Source organism: Streptomyces javensis, from assembly GCF_039525925.1.
In the GTDB taxonomy this organism is placed as follows: domain Bacteria; phylum Actinomycetota; class Actinomycetes; order Streptomycetales; family Streptomycetaceae; genus Streptomyces; species Streptomyces asiaticus.
Map to the genome: position 1 here is coordinate 21,283 of NZ_BAAAIF010000056.1, position 16,012 is coordinate 37,294.

The 16,012-nt window shown below is 70.9% G+C and carries 14 protein-coding genes; 8 read left to right on the plus strand and 6 right to left on the minus strand.

Features of this window, described 5'->3' with window-relative positions; genetic code table 11:
- The first annotated feature begins 148 nt into the window (after nucleotides 1–148).
- A complete protein-coding gene (locus ABD329_RS34975) occupies nucleotides 149–790 on the plus strand; it encodes a superoxide dismutase (RefSeq protein ID WP_037945901.1) in 642 nt (213 codons plus the stop codon).
- A 114-nt stretch (nucleotides 791–904) separates the two neighbouring features.
- Here the strand turns inward: ABD329_RS34975 and ABD329_RS34980 are convergent, their stop codons facing one another.
- On the minus strand, nucleotides 905–2,941 hold the full coding sequence (locus ABD329_RS34980; protein WP_344317409.1) for a ricin-type beta-trefoil lectin domain protein: 2,037 nt from the start codon (nucleotides 2,939–2,941) through the stop codon (nucleotides 905–907).
- Between the two features lie 154 nt (nucleotides 2,942–3,095).
- Here ABD329_RS34980 and ABD329_RS34985 point away from each other — a divergent pair, with 154 nt between their 5' ends.
- Nucleotides 3,096–3,878 (plus strand): class II aldolase/adducin family protein, encoded by a 783-nt coding sequence (locus tag ABD329_RS34985; RefSeq protein ID WP_198281092.1) that lies wholly within the window; start codon nucleotides 3,096–3,098, stop codon nucleotides 3,876–3,878.
- A gap of 89 nt (nucleotides 3,879–3,967) precedes the next feature.
- Nucleotides 3,968–4,909 carry a methyltransferase domain-containing protein gene (locus ABD329_RS34990; RefSeq protein ID WP_246619034.1) on the plus strand — a complete coding sequence of 314 codons (942 nt, stop codon included), beginning with the start codon at nucleotides 3,968–3,970 and terminating at the stop codon, nucleotides 4,907–4,909.
- 95 nt (nucleotides 4,910–5,004) lie between these two features.
- Here the strand turns inward: ABD329_RS34990 and ABD329_RS34995 are convergent, their stop codons facing one another.
- The 3 genes from ABD329_RS34995 to ABD329_RS35005 are packed head-to-tail and all read right to left on the minus strand — an operon-like array spanning nucleotide 5,005 to nucleotide 8,101.
- Nucleotides 5,005–6,519, minus strand: a complete 1,515-nt coding sequence (locus ABD329_RS34995; RefSeq protein ID WP_198281094.1) for a tripartite tricarboxylate transporter permease — start codon at nucleotides 6,517–6,519, stop codon at nucleotides 5,005–5,007.
- 2 nt (nucleotides 6,520–6,521) lie between these two features.
- On the minus strand, nucleotides 6,522–7,091 hold the full coding sequence (locus ABD329_RS35000) for a tripartite tricarboxylate transporter TctB family protein (RefSeq protein WP_246619035.1): 570 nt from the start codon (nucleotides 7,089–7,091) through the stop codon (nucleotides 6,522–6,524).
- Nucleotides 7,088–8,101, minus strand: a complete 1,014-nt coding sequence (locus ABD329_RS35005; protein ID WP_344317410.1) for a Bug family tripartite tricarboxylate transporter substrate binding protein — start codon at nucleotides 8,099–8,101, stop codon at nucleotides 7,088–7,090. Before ABD329_RS35005 ends, ABD329_RS35000 begins: the two co-directional genes overlap by 4 nt.
- Before the next feature lie 113 nt (nucleotides 8,102–8,214).
- On the opposite strand from ABD329_RS35005, the gene ABD329_RS35010 reads away from it, so the two are divergent.
- Both ABD329_RS35010 and ABD329_RS35015 read left to right on the plus strand, forming a co-directional pair.
- The gene (locus ABD329_RS35010; protein WP_198278864.1) at nucleotides 8,215–9,363 is read left to right on the plus strand and encodes a DUF5937 family protein; all 1,149 of its coding nucleotides are present in this window, start codon (nucleotides 8,215–8,217) and stop codon (nucleotides 9,361–9,363) included.
- 127 nt (nucleotides 9,364–9,490) lie between these two features.
- On the plus strand, nucleotides 9,491–10,324 hold the full coding sequence (locus ABD329_RS35015) for a hydrolase (protein ID WP_086879868.1): 834 nt from the start codon (nucleotides 9,491–9,493) through the stop codon (nucleotides 10,322–10,324).
- Between the two features lie 124 nt (nucleotides 10,325–10,448).
- Here ABD329_RS35015 and ABD329_RS35020 read toward each other — a convergent pair whose 3' ends face one another.
- Nucleotides 10,449–11,921, minus strand: coding sequence for an amino acid permease (locus tag ABD329_RS35020; protein WP_198278863.1), 1,473 nt, complete (start codon nucleotides 11,919–11,921; stop codon nucleotides 10,449–10,451).
- 181 nt (nucleotides 11,922–12,102) lie between these two features.
- Here ABD329_RS35020 and ABD329_RS35025 point away from each other — a divergent pair, with 181 nt between their 5' ends.
- Together ABD329_RS35025 and ABD329_RS35030 are read left to right on the plus strand one after the other, a co-directional pair.
- A complete protein-coding gene (locus tag ABD329_RS35025) occupies nucleotides 12,103–12,591 on the plus strand; it encodes a ribose-5-phosphate isomerase (protein ID WP_198278862.1) in 489 nt (162 codons plus the stop codon).
- Nucleotides 12,591–13,400, plus strand: a complete 810-nt coding sequence (locus tag ABD329_RS35030) for an Fpg/Nei family DNA glycosylase (RefSeq protein ID WP_198278861.1) — start codon at nucleotides 12,591–12,593, stop codon at nucleotides 13,398–13,400. Before ABD329_RS35025 ends, ABD329_RS35030 begins: the two co-directional genes overlap by 1 nt.
- A gap of 4 nt (nucleotides 13,401–13,404) precedes the next feature.
- On the opposite strand, the gene ABD329_RS35035 is transcribed toward ABD329_RS35030, so the two are convergent.
- Complete coding sequence (locus ABD329_RS35035) at nucleotides 13,405–14,637, minus strand: GNAT family N-acetyltransferase (RefSeq protein ID WP_198278860.1); 1,233 nt, start codon at nucleotides 14,635–14,637, stop codon at nucleotides 13,405–13,407.
- A gap of 128 nt (nucleotides 14,638–14,765) precedes the next feature.
- On the opposite strand from ABD329_RS35035, the gene ABD329_RS35040 reads away from it, so the two are divergent.
- Nucleotides 14,766–15,908, plus strand: a complete 1,143-nt coding sequence (locus ABD329_RS35040; RefSeq protein ID WP_198278859.1) for a PP2C family protein-serine/threonine phosphatase — start codon at nucleotides 14,766–14,768, stop codon at nucleotides 15,906–15,908.
- The last annotated feature ends 104 nt before the right edge of the window (nucleotides 15,909–16,012 follow it).

Sequence of the window (16,012 nt, forward strand, 5' to 3'; positions counted from 1 at the left end):
CGCCGCTTTCCCCGCGCAGGGATCGGATCAGGCCACTCCCGGCGCATGGCACCCGGTGCCCGCCCGGCCGCCCGCTGTGGCGGAAATCGCTCTTGCTGCTAGCGTGTACTTGCAAGTCAATTGCAATAAGCGGTCCGAAGGGCTTCGCATGGCCATCTACACACTTCCTGAACTTCCGTACGACTACTCGGAGCTGGCACCGGTCATCAGCCCCGAGATCATCGAGCTGCACCACGACAAGCACCACGCCGCGTACGTCAAGGGCGCGAACGACACGATGGAGCAGCTCGCGGAGGCGCGGGACAAGGATCAGTGGGGCTCGATCAACGGGCTCGAGAAGAACTTGGCCTTCCATCTGTCCGGCCACATCCTGCACAGCATCTACTGGCACAACATGACCGGCGACGGCGGCGGCGAGCCGCTGGAGCGGGACGGGGTCGGCGAGCTGGCCGACGCCATCGCCGAGCACTTCGGCTCGTTCGCGGGCTTCAAGGCGCAGCTGTCCAAGGCCGCCGCCACCACCCAGGGCTCGGGCTGGGGCGTGCTGGCGTATGAGCCGGTCAGCGGGCGGCTGGTGGTCGAGCAGGTCTACGACCACCAGGGGAACGTGGGGCAGGGCTCGGTGCCGATCCTGGTCTTCGACGCCTGGGAGCACGCCTTCTACTTGCAGTACAAGAACCAGAAGGTGGACTTCATCGAAGCCATGTGGAAGGTCGTCAACTGGCAGGATGTCGCGCGCCGTTACACGGCCGCCAAGGAGCGCGCCAACAACCTGCTGCTCGCCCCGTAGCCCGGAGCGCCCACCAGGCCCCTGCTTGCGTGATCGTCTTCTCACCGAACACCGGGCAGGCGGAAAAGGGGCCCCCGCGCGGTCGACTCGCGCGGGGGCCCGCCCCTTCCTCGGTCAGGTGAGGGTCCAGCGCTGATTGGGGGCGTTGTGGCAGCTCCACAGCACCAGCCGGGTGCCGTTCCCCACCCCGTTGTCGTAGGCGTCCAGACAGCGGCCGGACCCCTGGTGGACAAGGGTCCCGGAGGCGTTCACCGTCCACTTCTGGCCGGTGGCACCCGTGCAGTCGCCGATCACGACCTTCGTACCGTCGGCGGTGCCGTCCTTCTCGGCGCCCAGGCATTTGCTGCCGTAGACGGTCAGCTCATCGCGCGAGGTGTGCCGGAAGAGCTGGTTCTGGCCGCCGTGGCAGTCCCACAGCTGGGCCTGGGCGCCGTTGGCGATCGTGTTCTGGTCCAGATCGACGCAGCGCCCGGAGCCGGCGCCGACGATCTGGACGCCGTCGGTGCCCGGGAGGTCCTGGACGCTGATGGTGTCCGGGCCCCCGCTCACGGTCACGTTGTTGGCGCCCTTGGCCAGGGAGAGCAGGACGGAGACGGTGCGGCGGGCGGTGGCGGAGCCGGTGGGCGGCAGGGCGAGCGTGGTCGCGTACTGGCCGCCGACGCGGAGGGTGGCGGTGCGCGGGGCGGTGCCGCCGTTGGCGTAGGTGATGTCGGCCAGTTTCAGCCCCGCCGTCTTGGCGGTGACGGTGAAGGAGCCGGTGGTGCTCTGGTACGCGGTGCCGGGGGCCTCCGTGCCCGAGACGGTCAGCAGCACGGCCTCCCCGGCCGGGACGGTGGCCGTGTAGCCGCCGCTGTGGGTGCCCACCGATGCGCGCTTCCAGACGTCACGGACGGAGGCGGCGGCGCCGGTCAGCCCGAGGTCGGTCCAGCGGGCGGTGATGGGCTTGGCGGCGGAGGTGCGGTTGAGCAGCAGCACGGCACGCTTCCCGGTGCCGGACAGCACCTTGGCGTACACCTGGAGCCCAGCGGCGTCCTCGGCGACCTTCACGCCCTGGAGTCCGCGCGGATCCTGGTCGACGGCGATGACCTCGGGGTTGGTGAGGGTGCCCGCGGTCTCGCGCGTCATGGTGGTGAGGTCGTTCCCGGCGAGCAGCGGGGCGCCGGAGACCGCCCACAGGCTCATATGGGTGCGGTCGAGCGTGGCGTTGGAACCCTTCATGCCGACCATGAGCATGTCCGGGTCGTTGTAGTAGCCGGTGTGCTGGGCGGCGGGGTGGAGACCCTGGTCGAAGTTGGACAGCATCGCGGTGGCCGAGGGCGTCTGGCCCCAGTAGATGATGTCGGTGCTGGTACGCCATAGATCGCCCACGCCCGCGGCCCAGTTCCACGGCCGCCCCGAGCCCCATTCGCACAGCGACAGCACCAGGCGGCGGCCGGTGACGGCGGTCGCCGCCCTGTTGGCCTCGCTGAGCGCCCGGTAGGTGGTCTCCTGATCGAGCCCCTCGTCCTGGCCGCCGCACCAGTCGACCTTGACGTAGTCGAAGCCCCACTCCTGGAAGGCCCGCAGATCCTGCTCGTAGTGGCCCTCGCTGCCGCTGCCCGGGGCGGGCGGGGTGCCCGGCGGGGTGGGGTAGAAGTAGCCGCAGCCGTTCTTGCCGGCATCGGTGTAGATCCCGGCCTTGAGCCCCTTGCCGTGGATGTAGTCGGCGATGGCCTTCATCCCGCCGGGCCACTGCTCGGTGTCGACGGTGATGTTGCCCTTGCTGTCGCGAGTGCCCCACCACCAGCCCTCGTCGATGTTGACGTACTCGTACCCCGCCTCGGCCATGCCGGACGACACCAGGGCGTCCACCTGGGCCTTGATCGTGTCGTAGTCGATCTGGCTGGCGAGGCTGTTCCAGGAGGCCCAGCCCATGGGCGCGGCGGGCACGTCGATCTGCGGGGCGGCGGCCAGGGTCCTTCCGGTGGCGGGAGCGGCATCGGCGGTGGGGACCGCGTCGGCCGAGGGTGCCGCGTACGCCACGGTGCCCGGCCCGGTGAAGCCCGCCCCGGTGGCGGTCAGCAGAGCGGCCAGCAGCGCCCCGGCCAGGCGCCTGGGCCGTGGCCGTTCGGGGCGGGATAAGCGCGACAGGCGGCGGAGGACGAGACGCATCAGGAACCACTCCCATTCGATATGTCGAACCGTGTTCGCGATATGGGCCGTAGCTGGTCTCCGAAGGATTCTGTGGATCCCGTCGTTCGGTGACAAGAGGTGTGCGTGGGGAAACTGTCCCCTGACGTCACCCCGCCCCGAGGGAGTCCTTACCGTGCCCGCTTCACCCCGCCCCGCCGACCAGGCGCCCCTCGACGAGGAATGGCGGCTGCGCCGCGAGCTCGCCGCCGTCTACCGCCTGGTGGCCCACTTCCGGATGACCGACCTGATCTTCACGCATATCTCCGCCCGCGTCCCCGGGCCCGAGCACCACTTCCTGATCAACCCGTACGGCTTGCTCTTCGAGGAGATCACCGCGTCGAACCTGGTCAAGGTCGACCTCTCCGGCCAGCCCGTGGAGGACACCCCGCACCCCGTCAACCCCGCCGGTTTCGTCATCCACAGCGCCATCCACGCCGCCCGCCCCGACGCCCACTGCGTTCTGCACACCCACACCAGGGCGGGCTGCGCCGTCGCCGCGCAGGAGGACGGTCTGCTCCCGCTCAACCAGATCTCCATGGAGTTCTACGGCAGGGTCGGCTACCACGACTACGAGGGCGTCGCCCTCAACCTCGCCGAACAGCGCCGCCTCGTCGCCGACCTCGCCGGCCACCCCGCGATGATCCTGCGCAACCACGGTCTGCTGACCGTCGGCGAGACCCCGGGCGAGGCGTTCCTGCGGATGTACTACCTGGACAAGGCGTGCGAGATCCAGACCACGGCCATGGCGGGCGGCGCGAAGCTCACCACGCCCCACCCGGACATCTGCGAGCTCACCGCCCGCCAGCTGTCGGGCGAGGACCACGGCTCCGACTTCGCCGACGATCAGGCGTACACCCTCGCCTGGTCCGCTCTCCTCCGCCTGGTGGAGCGCATCGCACCCGACCACCGGGACTGATGGGGCCCGGAGTGTCGAGGGCGGACCTGCGGTCAGGGGCGGATCGGGTCGCGCATCATGGCGGCGAACACCTGAGAGTCGGGAAACGGTTGCTGCGTCCCGATCTGGCGGTATCCCCAGGACTCGTAGACCGCTTTCAGGCGACGGTTCGCAGTCTGCGGGTTGACCAGGAGCGTGACGCGTTGTTCTTCGCGTCCGGCAAGCAGATGCTGGAAGAGCTACAGGTCGAGGACGGACACCACGTCCTGGAGATCGGCACCGGCACCGGCTACTCAACCGCCCTGCTGTGCCATCGGCTTGGCGACGGATCGGTGGTTTCGGTCGAGGTGGACCGTGAGCTGTCCGGGCGGGCTGCCGCTTCCCTGTCCGCTTGCGGCTACCGGCCGAACCTTGTGGTCGGCGATGGACTGGCCGGGCACGTGGATGCCGCTCCGTACGACCGGGTGATCGCCACATGCGGGGTTCTGACCGTGCCGGAGAGCTGGATCGCTCAGACCAAGCCCGGCGGGATCGTGCTCGCCACGGTGGGCGGCTGGCTGTACGCCTCGGAGCTGGCCCGGCTCACCGTTCACGGCGATGGCACGGCGTCCGGCCGCTTCCTTGGCGGACAGATCTCCTTCATGCTGGCTCGCTCGCACCTGCCCCCGCCGCTTGGTCTGCTCCCTGATATCGGCAGTGGCGAGGAGCGATTGACGGCGCTCGGCCCGGACCTGCTGACGTCGGACTGGACGACCCGGTTCGTCGCCCAGCTGGCGGCACCCCGCGCCCAGCACATCACCCTGTCCGGCGAGGGGCGGACGCACCAGGTCCTCATCGACGTGCAGGCCGGAGCCTGGGCGGTACTGACGGAGGCCGACAGAGGCTGGAAGGTCCGGCAGGGTGGGCCCACCCGGCTTTGGGACGCGGTGGAGGGCCACGTCGCGCGCTGGTGCGCAGACGGCGCACCGGGGCTGGACCGCTTCGAGATCACCGTGACGCCGGACGAGGGGCAGGTCATCCGCTGGCTTGGCGGGCGGCGGTCGCGCGGCTGAGTCCGAAGGCAGTCATGTCAGAAAAGGCCCCCGCGCGGTCGACTCGCGCGGGGCCCGGCATCAGCTCGCGGGGTTCAGCCTGGCGGCTTCGGGGCTCAGCCCACCGGTTCCGGCTCGCGTCCCCGGTTGCGGCGCAGCGCTCGGGCGGCCACCGGGCCGGCCAGGGCGATCAGGGACAGGAACAGGATCGCCGCGGAGAGCGGACGGGTGAAGAAGATCGTCCAGTCGCCCTCGCTGAAGGCCATCGCACGGCGGAACTGGGTCTCCGCCATCGGGCCCAGTACGGCGCCCAGGATCAGTGGGGCGACGGGATAGCCGGTGCGGCGCATGCCGAAGCCCAGGAGGCCGAAGAGCACCGCGATGCCGAGGTCGACCGCGTTCTGGGACAGGGCGTACACCCCCAGGGCGGCGAAGACCAGGATGCCCGCGGTGAGCAGCGGGCGGGGCAGCCGGAGGAGCTTCACCCACAGCGGGATCAGCGGCAGGTTGAGCACCAGCAGCATCACATTGCCGATGTAGAGGCTGGCGATCAGCGTCCAGACCAGCGCCGACTGGGTCTCGAACAGCTGCGGGCCGGGCTGCACGTCGTACATCTGGAACGCGATCAGCAGCACACCGGCGGTCGCCGAGGTGGGGATGCCCAGCGTCAGCAGGGGCATCAGCACCCCGGAGAACGCGGCGTTGTTGGCGGCCTCGGGGCCGGCCACGCCCTCGATGGCGCCCTTGCCGAACTCCTTCTTGTGCCGGGACAGCCGCTTCTCCACGTTGTAGCTGAGGAACGTGGGGATCTCCGCGCCGCCCGCGGGCAGGGCGCCGATCGGCAGCCCGATCGCCGTACCCCGCAGCCACGGCTTCCAGGACCGGCGCCAGTCCTCCGGGCTCATCCCGATCCTGCCGCCCACCGGGAGCATCCGCTCCTCGGGCGCCCGCCGCATCCGGGCCGCGGTGTAGAGCGCCTCCCCGATCGCGAAGAGGCCGACGGCGACGGCCACGATCTGGACGCCGTCGTACAGCTCCGGCACCCCGAAGGTGTAGCGCGCCTGGCCGGTGAGGCTGTCGATGCCGACGAGCCCGATGGCCAGGCCCAGGAAGAGGCTGCACAGCCCGCGCGCGGGGGCGTCGGCCACGACCGCGGTGACGGTGGCGAAGGCGAGGACCATCACCGCGAAGTACTCCGCGGGCTGGATCTTCTCGGCGATCCGCGCCATGGCCGGGCCCGCGAAGGTGATCCCGACGGTGGAGATCGTGCCCGCCACGAACGAGCCGATGGCGGCCGTGGCGAGCGCGGCCCCGGCGCGCCCGGAGCGGGCCATCGGATGGCCCTCGAGGGTGGTGGGGACCGACGCCGTCTCCCCGGGCACGTTCAGCAGGATGGCCGTGGTGGAGCCGCCGTACATCCCGCCGTAGTAGATGCCGGCGAAGAGCACCAGCGCGCCGGTGGGGTCGAAGACGAAGGTGAGCGGGAGCAGCAGCGCCACCGTGGTGGCCGGGCCCAGGCCGGGCAACACGCCGACCAGCGAGCCGAGCGTGCAGCCCGCGAACGCCAGCAGCAGGTGCAGGGGGCTGAACGCGCTGCCGAAACCGCCCATGAGGTCGTTGAGGACATCCATGGTCAGAACGCCAATCGGACGATGCCGGGCGGCAGATGGATGCCCAGCAGACGGTCGAAGAGGAAGTACACGGCCAGCGCGAGCACCAGGCCGATCAGGGCGTCACGGAGGATCCGCCGGCTGCCGAGCACCCGCGCGACCAGCGTGAAGAGCACGGCGGTCGACTGCCAGTAGCCGCAGGGCGCGAGCGCGAACAGATAGCAGACCAGCAGCGCGAGCAGGGCCGCCACCGGGCGCCACTCGGTCAGCCGGGCCTCCTCGCGCGCCTGCTCGGTCAGCGCCGGGTCGCTGCCGCGGAACGCCTGGACGACGGCGACCGAAGCCGCCACGCACAGCCCCACGCCGACCAGCAGGGGGAACGCCCGGGGGCCCACGTCCTGATCGATGGTCCCCTCGGGGATGGCGAAGGCCCAGCCCAGCACGGCAACGCCCGCCGCGAGGAAGAGCAGCGCGGCTATCCGGGGGCTCCAGGGCCGCTCGTCGGGCGGGGCCGTGCTGTCCGCGGCGTCGTTCGCCGGGTTCGCCGTGGCATCCCTCGGCCGCATCGTCTTCGCCTCGTCCCGCGCGCTCATGACCCGAGCCCCACGGACGTGAGCGCCTGGCCGACCTGGCGCTGCTGCTTGTCGATCAGGGCGCCGTACTTCTTCCCCGGCACCCACACGTCCTTCCAGTCGTTCTGCCGCAACGCCCGCTTCCAGCACGAAGTCCGGCGCATCCGGTCCACCACCCTCACGATCGCCCGTTGTTCGTCGTCGCTCAGCCCGGGCGTGGCCATGACCCCGCCGACGCTCACCACGGACTCGTCCCCGTAGCCGAGTGCGCCGAGGGTGGGAGCGTCGATGCCCTCGGGAGCCTTGTCGCCGCTGACCGCGAGGACCCGCAGCTTCCCGGCCTCGATCTGCGGCCTGAGCTCCGTCAGCGTGGAGAGGCCGACCTTCGAGGCCCCGCTCAGCAGCAGGTTGAGCACCTCCCCGCCGCCACCGGTGGGCACGTACGTGATCTTGCGCGCCGAGATGCCCTCGGTCTTGGCGAGCCCGGCGACCGTGATGTGGTCCGGGCCGCCCAGCGAACCGCCCACCCAGGACGTCCGCTTGGGGTCCTTCCGCATGGCGGCCAGCACCGAGCGCAGGTCGTGGAAGGGGGAGCGGGCGGGCACCACGATCGCGGAGGTGCTCACCGTGAGCCCCGCCACGGGGGTGAGCTCGGACAGCTTCACGGGGGAGTGGTTCTGGATGGCGCCGCCGATCATGGTCACCGTGTCCATGGTCATCAGCTGGTACGGATCGCCTTTACGCCCCGCCATCCGGGCGAGCCCGATGGTGCCGCCCGCGCCCGGGGCGTTGGTGACCGTGACGTCCTCGTCGATGACCTCGCAGCTGGTGAGCGCGGAACCGACGCCGCGCGCCCGCGAGTCCCAGCCGCCGCCGACGCTCCCGGGGGCGAGGATCGACAGTCCCCGGGACGGATAGTCGGCGACGGCGCCCGAGTCGTCCAGCGAACCGATGGTGCACGCACTGCTCACCGTGGCCACGAGGGCGACCACCACTGCCAGACGAGGGCCGTTCCTGAGGAGAGGGGGCATGGGGGACGCTCCAGGCGGAGGGAGGGGAAGCGAAGTGGGCTGGAGCTTGCGCCTCCGCCGACGGCCCGTACAAGACGATTGACTCGAAGGCATCAATGGCCGACGCTGCCCGGATGCCCGTCGTGATCGAGCTGGGGTCCGCCCCGGAGCACCGCATCAGCACCCGTCTGTCCCCGCTCGCCGAGCTGTGCGCCTGTCTGCACGCGCTGGACGGGCCACGCCACCATCCGGCCAGCAGGCGCTGGGTGAGCGCGGTCCTTCAGGGCGCGGACGAGCGGCTGCTGGAGCGGGCCGGCGGATGGGCGCCGCTGTGGGGCGCCTTCCGCGCCCGCTATCTGCTGCCCCTCGCCCCGGGTCCGGAGCGCGAGCTGGAGGAGGAGCTGGCGGCGGTCGCTCGGCTGGACGAGGAGACGTTCACGACCATGACCGAGCAGGCGCTCGTCGGCAAGAACGGCCACGGTCCGGGGCCCGGTTCCGGTCACGGTCACGGCCTGGGCTCCGGCCACGGTCCGGGGCCCGGTCACCGCCCGGCTTCCGGGTCCCGGCGCGGCGGCCGCGCGCCGGAGCGCTTCCTGGCCCGGTTGCGGCAGCTCTCCGAGCGCCGGTTCGCCCTGGGGCTGCGGCTGCTGGCCGATCCCTCCGGATTCCGCGACGGCCTCCTCGCCTTCCTGTCCGCCGTGGCCGAGGAGGTCTTCGAGGCGGAGTGGACGCGGCTGCGCCCCACCCTGGAGGCCGACGCCCGGGTCCGCTCCCATGAACACTCCCGCTACGGGGCGGCGGTGCTGGCCGGATTCCCCACCGCCCGCATGGAGCAGGACCCGCCCCGGGTGGTCTTCGACAAGCTCTACAACGCGCGGGCCAGCCTCGCCGACAGCCCCTGTCTGCTGGTGCCGTCGCTGCACATCAACCCGCATCTCGCGATCAAGCACTACCCCGGCTACCCGGTCGTGGTGCAGTACCCGGTGCGCGACGGCGCGGGCGCGGAGCCCACCGCCCTGGACGTGGTGATGCGCGGGCTGCGGGCGCTGGACGAGCCGCTGCGCATCCGGATGTGCCGGGCGCTGCTGCGGCAGTCGATGACGACGACGGAGCTGGCCACCCAGTTCGAGATGACACCGCCGCAGATGTCGCGGCATCTGCGCAAGCTGCGGGAGGCCGGGATGGTGCACACCCACCGGGAGGGCGCGCGGGTGCACTACCAGCTGGACGAGGCGGCGGTGCGCAATCTCGGCGTCGACCTGCTCTCCGCGCTGCACCGGTGAGAGATATCGGCGGAGGGGGCGATGGGCGTACCGGCGGAGGTATTGACGCTCAGGCGGCAATCATCTTGAGCGTGCGCCGACCGTTGCGGATCGTGGCGGCACCCGCGACGGCAGAAGGAAGCGATACGTGACCACCCCCCGCGTCAAGACCACCAAGGCGTTCTACCGCACCGGCTCCACCACCTGGTTCGCCTCCCGGCACGACCAGCGGTTCTCGTACGGCCTGCACATCCCGTCCGTCCACGAGACCACCGACACCCCGCTGCCGCTCATGGTGATCCAGCACGGCACCGGGCGCACCGCGTCCCAGTACCGGGACGCGATGGCCGAGTTCTCCGAGCGGCACGGCTGTGTGGTGCTCACCCCGATGTTCCCGGCGGGCATCGACGACCCGGAGGACCTGCACAACTTCAAGTTCATCGAATACCGCGGCATCCGCTACGACGAGCAGTTGCTCGCGATCGTGGCCGAGGCGGGCGAGCGGTTCCACATCGACACCGAGCGCTTTCTGCTCCAGGGCTTCTCGGGCGGCGGGCAGTTCGCGCACCGCTTCCTGTATCTGCACCCCGACCGGCTGTGCGGAGTGTCCATCGGGGCGCCCGGCCGGGTCACGCTGATCGACCCGGACCGCGAGTGGTGGCTGGGCACGAAGGGGTTCGAGCAGCGCTTCGGGGCCCCGCTGCGGCTGGAGGACATCCGTAAGGTGCCGGTGCACATGGTGGTCGGGGCGGAGGACACCGAGACCTGGGAGATCAACAACCCCGGCGACTCCAACTGGATGGACGGCGCCGACGCCGTCGGGCGCACCCGCGTGGAGCGCATCACCGCGCTGCGGGACAACTACACCGAGCTGGGCATCGACGTCACCCTCGACATCGTGCCCGGGGTCGGGCACCGGGGGATGGGGGTGCTGGACGCGGTCCGGCGCTTCGCGGAGCGGGTCCTCCCGCGCGTCGTCTGAGCCCTGTGGGCCCGATACGCCCACGGACACGGCCGCGCCCCCGGGCGGCGATATGGCTGCCCCCGGGCGGCGACACATCGGCCGCCCGGGGGCACAGGGGAATCAGAGTCGGCTGAGCGCGTTCCTACGGGGCCGCGCGCTCCTTGGGGGCGGGCTCCGAGGAGGCGGCCGGTGCGGTGGAGCGACCCGCGGTGAGGCGCTCCTTGACCAGGGCCAGGGCCACCACGAGCACGGCCACCAGCGCGGAGAGGATCACCTGCTCGCGCCCGTCCTTGTCGGTGAGCATATAGACCAGGACGAACGAGATCATCGCGATAGTCGCCCAGGTCAGATACGGGAAGAGCCACATCCGGACGATCAGCTTCTCGGGGTTCTCGCGCAGGATCATCCCGCGCATCCGCAGCTGGCTGAAGCAGATCACCAGCCAGACGAAGAGCGCGACCGCACCCGAGGAGTTCAGCAGGAAGGTGAAGACGGTGTCCGGCCACTGGTAGTTGAACCACACCGCGACGAAGCCGAAGACGACCGAGCCGAGGATCGCGGCCTGCGGGACGCCGCGGGAGTTGGTGCGGGCGAAGGCGGCCGGGGCGTCGCCGCGCTGGCCGAGCGAGAAGGCCATGCGGGAGGCGGTGTAGAGGCCGGAGTTCAGACACGAGAGCACGGCGGTCAGCACGATCACGTTCATGATGTCGCCGGCGTGCGGTATGCCGACCGAGTCGAGCGCCGCGACATAGCTGCCCTTGTCGGCGATCGCCTTGGCATCCCAGGGCAGCAGGGTGACCACGACGAAGATCGAGCCCAGGTAGAAGACCGCGATACGCCAGATCACGCTGTTGGTGGCCTTGGTGACCGCCCGCTGCGGGTCCTCGGACTCACCGGCCGCGAGGGTGACGATCTCGCTGCCCATGAAGGAGAAGACCACCAGCAGCACACCGGTGAGGATGGCGCCCGGCCCGTTCGGCAGGAAGCCGCCGTGGTCGGTGAGGTGGGCCAGGCCCGCGCCCTCGTTGTCCGAATGCGGCAGCAGCCCGAACACCGCGAGCCCGCCGACCACGATGAACGCGCCGATCGCCACGACCTTGATCCCGGCGAACCAGAACTCGAACTCACCGTAGGAGCCGACCGAGACCAGGTTGGTCGCGGTGAGCACCACCATCACGATCAGCGCCCAGCCCCACTGCGGGACGGCCGGCCACCAGCCCTCCAGGATCTTGGCGCCGGCGGTGGCCTCGACCGCCAGCACCACGACCCAGAAGAACCAGTACAGCCAGCCGATGGAGAAACCGGCCCAGCGGCCGAGCGCCCGGTCGGCGTAGGCGGAGAAGGAGCCGGAGGTGGGGTTGGCGGCGGACATCTCGCCGAGCATCCGCATGACGAAAACGACCATGAGGCCGACCAGGGCATACGAGACGAGAATGCCGGGGCCGGCCTTGGCGATACCCGCACTGGAGCCGACGAAGAGGCCGGCGCCGATCACGCCGCCGATCGCGATCATCGAAAGATGGCGGTTCTTGAGTCCCGCCTTGAGGCCGTCGGGCGAGCCCGGGTCGCCGGGGGGCCGCTGCTGCTCCGGCGTGGTCGCAGGTTGTGCGCTCATGTGCTCGATTCCTTTGCTCTCGCGTTACGAGCGACGCCAGTGAATCTCAGGAGGTCGGCCAGTTGAACCTTTGAATCCAGATTGTTACTTGAGGTTTTCATGAGGTTCTTTGGCATTACAGAGATTTATGCGATGCCTACCCTGGGCGGCGCGGGTCACACGGCCATGACACACTCGGTACATGCGCGTGTACCTCGGCTCCGACCATGCCGGTTTCGAACTCAAGAACCACCTCGTGGAGTGGCTGAAGGCGGCCGGCCATGAGCCCGTCGACTGCGGCCCGCACATCTACGACGCCCAGGACGACTACCCGCCGTTCTGCCTGCGCGCCGCGGAGCGGACCGCCGCCGACCCGCAGGGCCTCGGCATCGTCATCGGCGGATCCGGCAATGGTGAGCAGATCGCGGCGAACAAGGTCAAGGGGGTACGCGCGGCGCTGGCCTGGAGCGAGGAGACCGCGGCCCTCGGCCGTGAGCACAACAACGCCAACGTGGTCAGCGTCGGAGCCCGGATGCACACCCAGGACGAGGCCACCAAGTTTGTCGAGATTTTCCTGAACACCCCGTACTCGGGTGAGGAGCGGCACACCCGCCGCATCGAGATGCTCAGCGGTTACGAGGCCACCGGCGAGCTGCCGCCCATCCCGGCCCACCATCCGCAAGGCGACTGATGCCCGAAGGGCACACCATCCACCGGCTGGCCGCCGATCACCTCGAGACCTTCGGCGGCCGGCCCGTCCGGGCCACCAGCCCACAGGGGAAGTTCGCCGACGGCGCCGGGCTGATCGACGGCCAGCCGCTGCGCCACGCCGAGGCGCACGGCAAGCACCTCTTCCTGGACTTCGCGGCCACCGGCTGGGTCCATGTCCACCTGGGGCTCTTCGGCACGTACGCCTTCGGCCCGGCCCCCGCCCCGCCGCCCACCGACACCGTCCGGCTGCGGCTGGCGAACCCCGGGGGGTACGCGGATCTGCGCGGCCCGACCGCCTGCGCCCTGATCACCGACGGGGAGAAGCAGGTGATCCACGACCGGCTGGGCCCCGATCCACTGCGTCCGGCGGACGACGGCGAGCGGGCCTGGGCCCGGATCTCCCGCAGCCGGGTCAGCGTGGCCGCGCTGCTCATGGACCAGAAGGTGATCTCCGGGGTGGGGAACGTCTACCGCGCCGAGGTGCTCTTCCGGCACGGGATCGACCCCTACCGGCCCGGCCGCGCGCTGACCCGCGCCGAATGGGACGCGATATGGGCCGATCTGGTGGCGCTGATGCGCGAGGGGGTGCGGAACAACCGGATCGACACGGTCCGCCCCGAGCACACCCCCGAGGCGATGGGCCGCCCGCCGCGCGTGGACGACCACGGCGGCGAGGTCTATGTCTACCGGCGCGCCGGACAGCCCTGCCATATCTGTGGTGGCGAGATCCGCACCGCCGATCTCGCCGCCCGCAATCTCTTCTGGTGCCCTGACTGCCAGAGCGCCTGAGGCATCAGAAGCCGTGGGGCAGCCACGGGGCGACCGGGGTGGCGAACGCGGTCGTGGCCTCCGTAAGGGCGCCCTGACGGACCTCCTGGACGCGCCCCGCACCCGCCAGCGCGGTCAGCGAGACGCCACCGAGGTACGCCGCTCCCAGTTCCCGCACGCCCAGCCGGAGGTCGGCAGCGTCGTCCGTGCGCTCGCAGGAGGCGCCCTTGGCGTCGCCGCTCAGCCGCCAGCGCCCCTCGTTCCAGGGACAGAAGGGGTCGGTGACCTCCAGGACGGTCTCCACGGGCGTGGTGTACGTCCGTGCCTCGAGCGCGGCCCCCACATCCACCAGACGGACGAACAGCGAGTCGCGCAGCCTTACGGCGCACCGCCGGATGTCCGAGACCAGGAGCTGCCAGGGATCGTCGACCGGGCGGGGACCGGTCCGGATCACCGAGGTCAGGTCGAGGTCGAACAGGAAGCGCCACAGCGCCGCGTAGGACGCCGGGTCCAGGGCCTCCAGGTCGCGCAGGACGACCGTGCCCTTCGGCCCGGCCAGATCCCAGTCGGGCTTCACCGCGAACCGCACATAGCCGCTGACCTCGCCGCCCGACTCGGCCAGCACACAGCGCAGCGGGGACGCCCCCTCGCGGTCGCCCGGCGGGTCCAGCAGCGGCACCCGCTCCCAGCCGGGGATCCGCTCGAGCATCCCCGGCCGGGTGCGCACCCGCCGGGCGTAGACGGCCTCGCACGCCTCGACGGCGGACTCCAGGGGCACGGCGCGCAGCCGTACGTCGTCCACGCCTTCGGGGACGGTCAGCCGCACCCGGGTGGTGTCGATCTCGGCGTAGGCGTTCTGCGTGGCCGCCCCATAGCCGAACCGTCCGTAGATGTCCGGTTCCGACGCGGTCAGGACGGCCAGCGGCTCATCGCCCGCCGCGCGGATGTCGTCCAACTGCCGCCGCATCATGGCCCGGAGCACCCCGCGCCGCCGGTGCGTGGCCTGGACGCTCACCATCGTGACCCCGGCCGCCGGGACGATCCCGCCGCCCGGGACCGACAGCCGGAAGCTGAACAGCCCCGCCGTGCCCACGATGTCGGCGCCGTCCCAGGCGCCGATCGAGCGCTCGCATTCGGTCAACTCCCGCCAGAGCGCGGATTCCTCCGGCGCTTCGGGAACTCCGCCGAATGCGAGTACCAGTTTTCCGTACCAATCATCCCAAATCGATGGGTCGAGCACACGCAGCTCAGTCCTCATATTCCCATCCCTAGCAGCCGTTTCCCGTACACGCGAACGAATTTCGCTTACGATTGCCCCCCTGGCTGGGTGGTTCAACGCGCCACGAATCGACGCGCGTCCGAACGGGTGGGTAGGGTCCCGATGCAATGAATGGCGGCGTGGACACTCCGTGGGCCCGGATGCGCAGAGTTCTGCACCGGGCTCGCACAGGCGTGCGCAAAGCCGGAGTGGACTACTTCCGGGGCGAGGGCTCCGACCGGCTCGCCCTGACCGCGCTGCTCCTCGGCGTCCCCGCCATCGCCGGAGGCACCATCGCCCAGCCCGACTGGTGCTCCCCGTCCGCCCTCGTCCTGCCCATCGTCGCGGGCGGGCTGCTGCTGCGCCCCGCCAGCCTGCTCGCCCTGTACGCGGCGGCCGCCACGGCCCTGATCGTGGAGTCCGCGGTGCTCGGCCCGTACACCGAGGAGGACGCCTCCTCCCGGGTCACCCCCGGCACCATCCTGGTCGTCGCCGCCGTCGGCTTCTTCGGCCTGCTGATCGCCCAGTTCCGCAGCCGTGTCGGGGTGCCCTGGCGGCGCGGCGGCACCATGCTCTTCGACCTGCGCGAGCGCATCCGCGTCCAGAGCAAGCTGCCCAACCTGCCGCGCGGCTGGCACCGCGAGATGGCGCTGCGCCCGGCCGGTGGGCAGTCCTTCTCCGGTGACTTCGTCGTGGCCGCCCGCACCGGCGGCGGCCGCACCCTCGAGGTCGTCCTCACCGACGTCTCCGGCAAGGGCATGGACGCCGCCTCGCGCGCCCTGCTGCTCTCCGGCGCCTTCGGCGGCCTCCTCGGCTCCCTGCCCCCGCACGGCTTCCTCCCGGCCGCCAACGGCTATCTCCTGCGCCAGGACTGGGACGAGGGCTTCGCGACCTCCATCCACCTCGTCCTCGACCTCGACAGCGGCGACTTCGAGCTCTTCTCCGCCGGACATCTGCCCGCGCTCCAGCTGAGCGCGGGCACCGGCAAGTGGGAGGAGAAGTCGGCCGACGGCCCGCTGCTCGGCGTCTACGACGGCGCCCAATTCGACCCCACCAAGGGCACGCTGCGGCCCGGCGACGTCCTGATGCTCTTCACCGACGGCCTCGTGGAGACCGCCGACCGGGACATCAGCGAGGGCATCGACCGGCTCACCGGCGAGGCGGACCGCTATGTCGGGTCGGGCTTCCACGGCGCGGCCTGGCACCTCATCGAGACGGTCGCCAAGGACGTCAACGACGACCGGGCCCTGCTGCTGATCTGCCGCCAGTAAGGGCGGCTCTCCGCGGCCGGTGCGGCCGCCTTACGGCCGCGCCGGACTGCCCCATGACGCCTTACGGCCCGATCGGCCCGCCCGGCGGGGGTTAGCCCCACCCC

Bases quoted from the DNA above. Each gene is read 5' to 3' on its own strand.
- ABD329_RS35025 (WP_198278862.1), top strand. From the start codon at position 12,103: ATGCGCGTGTACCTCGGCTCCGACCATGCCGGTTTCGAACTCAAGAAC.
- ABD329_RS35000 (WP_246619035.1), bottom strand. From the start codon at position 7,091: ATGAGCGCGCGGGACGAGGCGAAGACGATGCGGCCGAGGGATGCCACG.
- ABD329_RS34980 (WP_344317409.1), bottom strand. From the start codon at position 2,941: ATGCGTCTCGTCCTCCGCCGCCTGTCGCGCTTATCCCGCCCCGAACGG.
- ABD329_RS35020 (WP_198278863.1), bottom strand. From the start codon at position 11,921: ATGAGCGCACAACCTGCGACCACGCCGGAGCAGCAGCGGCCCCCCGGC.
- ABD329_RS35005 (WP_344317410.1), bottom strand. From the start codon at position 8,101: ATGCCCCCTCTCCTCAGGAACGGCCCTCGTCTGGCAGTGGTGGTCGCC.
- ABD329_RS34995 (WP_198281094.1), bottom strand. From the start codon at position 6,519: ATGGATGTCCTCAACGACCTCATGGGCGGTTTCGGCAGCGCGTTCAGC.
- ABD329_RS35040 (WP_198278859.1), top strand. From the start codon at position 14,766: ATGAATGGCGGCGTGGACACTCCGTGGGCCCGGATGCGCAGAGTTCTG.
- ABD329_RS35010 (WP_198278864.1), top strand. From the start codon at position 8,215: ATGCCCGTCGTGATCGAGCTGGGGTCCGCCCCGGAGCACCGCATCAGC.
- ABD329_RS35035 (WP_198278860.1), bottom strand. From the start codon at position 14,637: ATGAGGACTGAGCTGCGTGTGCTCGACCCATCGATTTGGGATGATTGG.
- ABD329_RS35030 (WP_198278861.1), top strand. From the start codon at position 12,591: ATGCCCGAAGGGCACACCATCCACCGGCTGGCCGCCGATCACCTCGAG.
- ABD329_RS34975 (WP_037945901.1), top strand. From the start codon at position 149: ATGGCCATCTACACACTTCCTGAACTTCCGTACGACTACTCGGAGCTG.